Annotated in this window: 2 protein-coding genes and 1 pseudogene; all 3 read right to left on the reverse strand. The window is 64.4% G+C overall.

The genetic code is table 11. The features are described from left to right. Window positions 1–689 (reverse strand): annotated as a pseudogene (locus EN884_RS28415) (excinuclease ABC subunit B); the annotation flags it as partial. Between the two features lie 124 nt (window positions 690–813). Beyond that, window positions 814–2418 (reverse strand): DUF2778 domain-containing protein, encoded by a 1605-nt coding sequence (locus EN884_RS28420; protein ID WP_063168831.1) that lies wholly within the window; start codon window positions 2416–2418, stop codon window positions 814–816. A gap of 437 nt (window positions 2419–2855) precedes the next feature. Continuing rightward, window positions 2856–3978: hypothetical protein (locus EN884_RS28425; RefSeq protein ID WP_128360869.1), on the reverse strand; the 1123-nt coding region annotated here is incomplete at its 5' end.

Consider the following 3978-nt stretch of genomic DNA (forward strand, 5'->3'; position numbering starts at 1 on the left):
ACCTTGGCCATGGTGAAGGTTTTTCCTGAGCCGGTGACGCCGAGCAGCACCTGGGTGCGGTCGTGGTTATCGACGCCTTCGACCAGATCCTTGATCGCGGTCGGCTGGTCGCCGGCCGGCTCGAACTCCGACACCATCTTGATGGCGATGCCGCCTTCGGATTTTTCGGGGCGGGCAGGGCGGTGCGGCGTCCACAGCACGCCGTCCTTGTGCAGCGGATTGCCGGATTCGATCAGCGCCGACAGTGCCGCCACCGTCGCGGTGACGCTGCCCGAGGCCATGGTCTCGGCGTCCTCCAGCGAGATGTCGAGGCCGGCGACCGGATTGAGGCCGGCTGCCGTGCGCTCCCTGGCTGACGCCGCGCCACCCATCGAGGTGCCGCGCGAACTGCGCCCCGGCGAGCTTGAGCGCTCGGGTATCTTCTTCGACGGCTTCGGCGATTTGCCGCCGTCACCCTTGGCGACAAGACGTCCTTCGTTTTCGGCTTCCTGCTCGATCTGCTCGGCCCAATCCGCGATCGAACCGGTCAGCGGCGTGCCAGAGAGCTCCGGCTGCGGCATCTCGGCGAAGCCGCCTTTGTGCAGCGGCTCGGAGGCGTCGAGGAAATCGGTCAGCGGGCTGCGCCGCTTCGGCGCGGCGCGGTCGTCATTCGCCGTCGGCGGCGTTTTCTGATCGGGAGATTTGGCCATGTCCCGAATATGGGATTTCCTGGCCAAAATGGAAAGAGCGCGGTGGGGAGAGGCGTGCCGGACAGCGCTGCTCCTGACAGCAGGCTGTCAGGAGCAGCGGGAAGGCGCCCGAAAGCTCTTGTCGTTACACGCCCCTGGCGGCTGATGCGACCTGCGTCGCCGACCCGTTCAGGCGCGGCACCACGACGAGGCGTTTGATTTTGCCCTTCTTGAAAGCGGCGAGGAAGCGCGCATAGTCCTTGAAGGCGACGCAGCCGCTCGACTGGGCGTAGCGGCCCCGGAGCAGGTAGGTATGGGCCAGCAGGCCGTTGCGATTGTATTTGTTGCGGCCATCGACCGGTGTCAGGCGCAAGGCCTCCACTCCGTGGAAGCGCGACTCGCGCATCGACAGATTGTAGGTGTTGGGCGGCGTCGGTCCGCGATTCTTCTGGTCGGCATAACGCGGCTGGTCCGCCATGGCGCCGATGCCTGAATGCGCCTCGAGCCTCGAGCCGTCAGGCATGTAGACGGTCGCGCTGCTGATGTCGTACACGGCGACGCCATTGCCGGCTCCGCTCCTGGCGGCTGGCGAGTTGAAGAGGTTCCTGAACGCCTTGCCAAGGCCGCCCGACGGGGTGTCGGGCTTGGCATAGGCCAGCACATCGCCGCCATCGGCCGGCCGGCCTTGCCGCGTCGGTTTTGCCGGCTGGGCCTGCTGGACCGTCTCGCGTGCCGGCTTCGGCTGCTGAACGGATTTCGGCTGCTGGACGGACTTAGGCTCCTGCTGGACCACTTTGGGCTGCGGCGCGTCGAATTGCGGACGCCGGGTCGGCAACGGCACGTCGTCGGTCAGAGCGTCCGGCAGCGCGGCGGCATCGCCGGGTTGATCCTGCTGGGTTTCGACGGGTGAAACCACGACATCGGCTGACGATTCCTCGATCGGCAGCGGTGAGGCGAACGCCTCGTCGTCGGCCGGCAGGGACTGCACCAGAGCAAGCGCCAACTGCGAATTGTCTGGCGTACCGGATTGGGCAAAACCCATCGGCGGCGGTGCGGTCTGCACGACCACCGAGTCGGTATCCAGCCGGGCGAAACGTTCGGCCGCCGGAACTGGCATGTTATCGGACAGGCTGGCTGTGACCTGGACGGAGGGCACCAACGACGCCTCGGCAATTCGCGGTGCGACGGTGGAGATCACCGGGCGGGTGTTGGCACTGGCGGCAGGCTTTCCGGCGTCGGCAAAGGCAGCGGCCAGCTTCATCGGCGAAAGCGACGCTTCCATGCGTTCGAAGCGCTCCTGCGCCTTCGACTTCACGGCGGCGGGCATCGGCTTTGCCTGCGCTACAAGGCGTTCGGATTTTTCCGCCCGCGCGCTTACCCTGGCCAGCTTGAAACAGCTGGCGCCGCACTGCACCGAATGATCATGCAGGGCCTGAGTGCCGCCATTGGCGTTGGCCAGCACGAAGGGTGCTTTCAAAAAGTGCTGTTTCAGCGGATCGGCAAGTGCGAGCGATCCCGGTGTCGACAGTGTCTGGGGCAGGCCAACCGAAGTTGCCGATAGAGAGGCGCCGACGGAACTGAGGCCAGCCATGGTGCCGATCAACCAAAGGCCGATGGCGGTGCTGACGCAAGGCAGCGCGACCCAGCGGGCCACCCGGCCAGCGTTGAAGGAAGGGGAACGTGGAGCATCGACGAACTCGCCGCCCTCACGCTGTCCCCGGTTTTTTTTGTGTGTACTCAACAACGCCATGCAACCAATCTCGCTTCAATCGGTTTCCCCGTACGTGGCCTTGAGAGCCGCGACGACCATTCTGTGAGTGATCCCAGGTGGTCCCCGACGCGTTTGCCGCGTCTGTAGTTGGTTGCCGATTGCTTCAAAATATGGACAAAGTTGGTTAATCAATTCCTCTCAAAACCAACGACGAGATGTGGATTTTGGCCAAATCAGCCTTCGTCCACGGCCAGGAAAGTGGTGTTGTCGCCCTTCCGACCTGGTTTTGCTGCCTGTTTTTGGCGGCCGAGTCAAGCAAAACAGCCACTGCTAATTTTTACGCAGCGCCTCCGCGCGGTGTATGCAGCGAACCGACTGCCGGCAGACCTGCCTACAAAAGGCGCGCGTGTTTCCGGTAAAACTGTTGCCTGCCATGCTAGATTTCTCGCGGGAAGGCGGCCTCAAACGGCCCACCCTCAGTTGAACCAAAGCGCAAACGTCAAAAACCCGTCGCCGCCGAACTGGCGCTGGATCTGGTCGAAATCGTCGCTGGTCGCGAGCTCGCCGCTTTCGAGGTAGGGCGCGATGGCCGGGCCGGTGATCGACAGCACGAGATCGAAGTTTTTTGGCTCGTCGAAGAAGCGCTTCATGTTGATGCCAAGCCCAGTACTGGCGGTGACGCGGAAATGCGGCAGCAGCCTGCGGCCTTCCAGGAGATCCTCGGCCATGGTCAAGGCGGCGAGCCAGGCCTGGACCTGCTCCTCGCCGACTTCGAGGCCGGTGAGCGGGTTCTCGCCCTTCTGCTGCGGTCCAGGCAGCCATTCGCGGTCATTGTCGGTCTCGGCGCGGATCGCCTTCCAGTCCTCGCGCGACAGCCGGATCATTTCCAGCAGGTGGCGGCGCGCCGCTTGCCGGCGCTCCGGTTCGATCACCGGCCAGTTGACGAGATGCACCATCGAGATGAAATCGGCGATGCGCCATTCCGAGGAGAAGATGCTCGAGCCCATATCGCCGGCCGGCGGCACCAGAATATCCTGCAGCGGCAATTTGGCGCGCGGGAACAGCATGTGAAACGAGCCGTCGAAGGTGCTCCTGAAATCATGCGCCAGCCAGAAATCGGCCTGCGCCATCAGGAACTCGGCATAGCCCTGCAGCCAGTAGCCGTCGGCGCGGTCGAAGCGGAAGGTGAGCGTGGGGGCGGCGGCGTCCGACGAGATACCGCCGCGCGAGAGTGAGGCGATGATCGCCGCCATGCTCTCGTCCGGCGCGATGGTGCCGTCCTCGTTGAGGTCGATGCCGGCATGGGTGAGATCGATGACCATGCCGATATCGGCATTGGGCGGCACCGAGGCAAACGTGGCTGCGGATTTCTCCAGCCGGTCACGGAAGCCGACCAGGATGGCGCGGAACTGCTCGTAAGTGAGCGGCTCGGGATTGGGATTGTCGGGCACTGGCAACCGCATCAGCGGCAGCATGAAGGATTGCGGGCTTTCGAAACCATGACGGTGCAGGCCGGTGGCCAGGATCTCCAGTGCGGTAAAGAACTCGCCCGCCCCGGCCGCATAGGCGGATGCCGGGTCTTTTGGCGCGGCAGCCTCC

Origin of the sequence: Mesorhizobium sp. M7A.F.Ca.AU.001.01.1.1 (assembly GCF_004022735.1) — a bacterium.
GTDB lineage: Bacteria > Pseudomonadota > Alphaproteobacteria > Rhizobiales > Rhizobiaceae > Mesorhizobium > Mesorhizobium ciceri.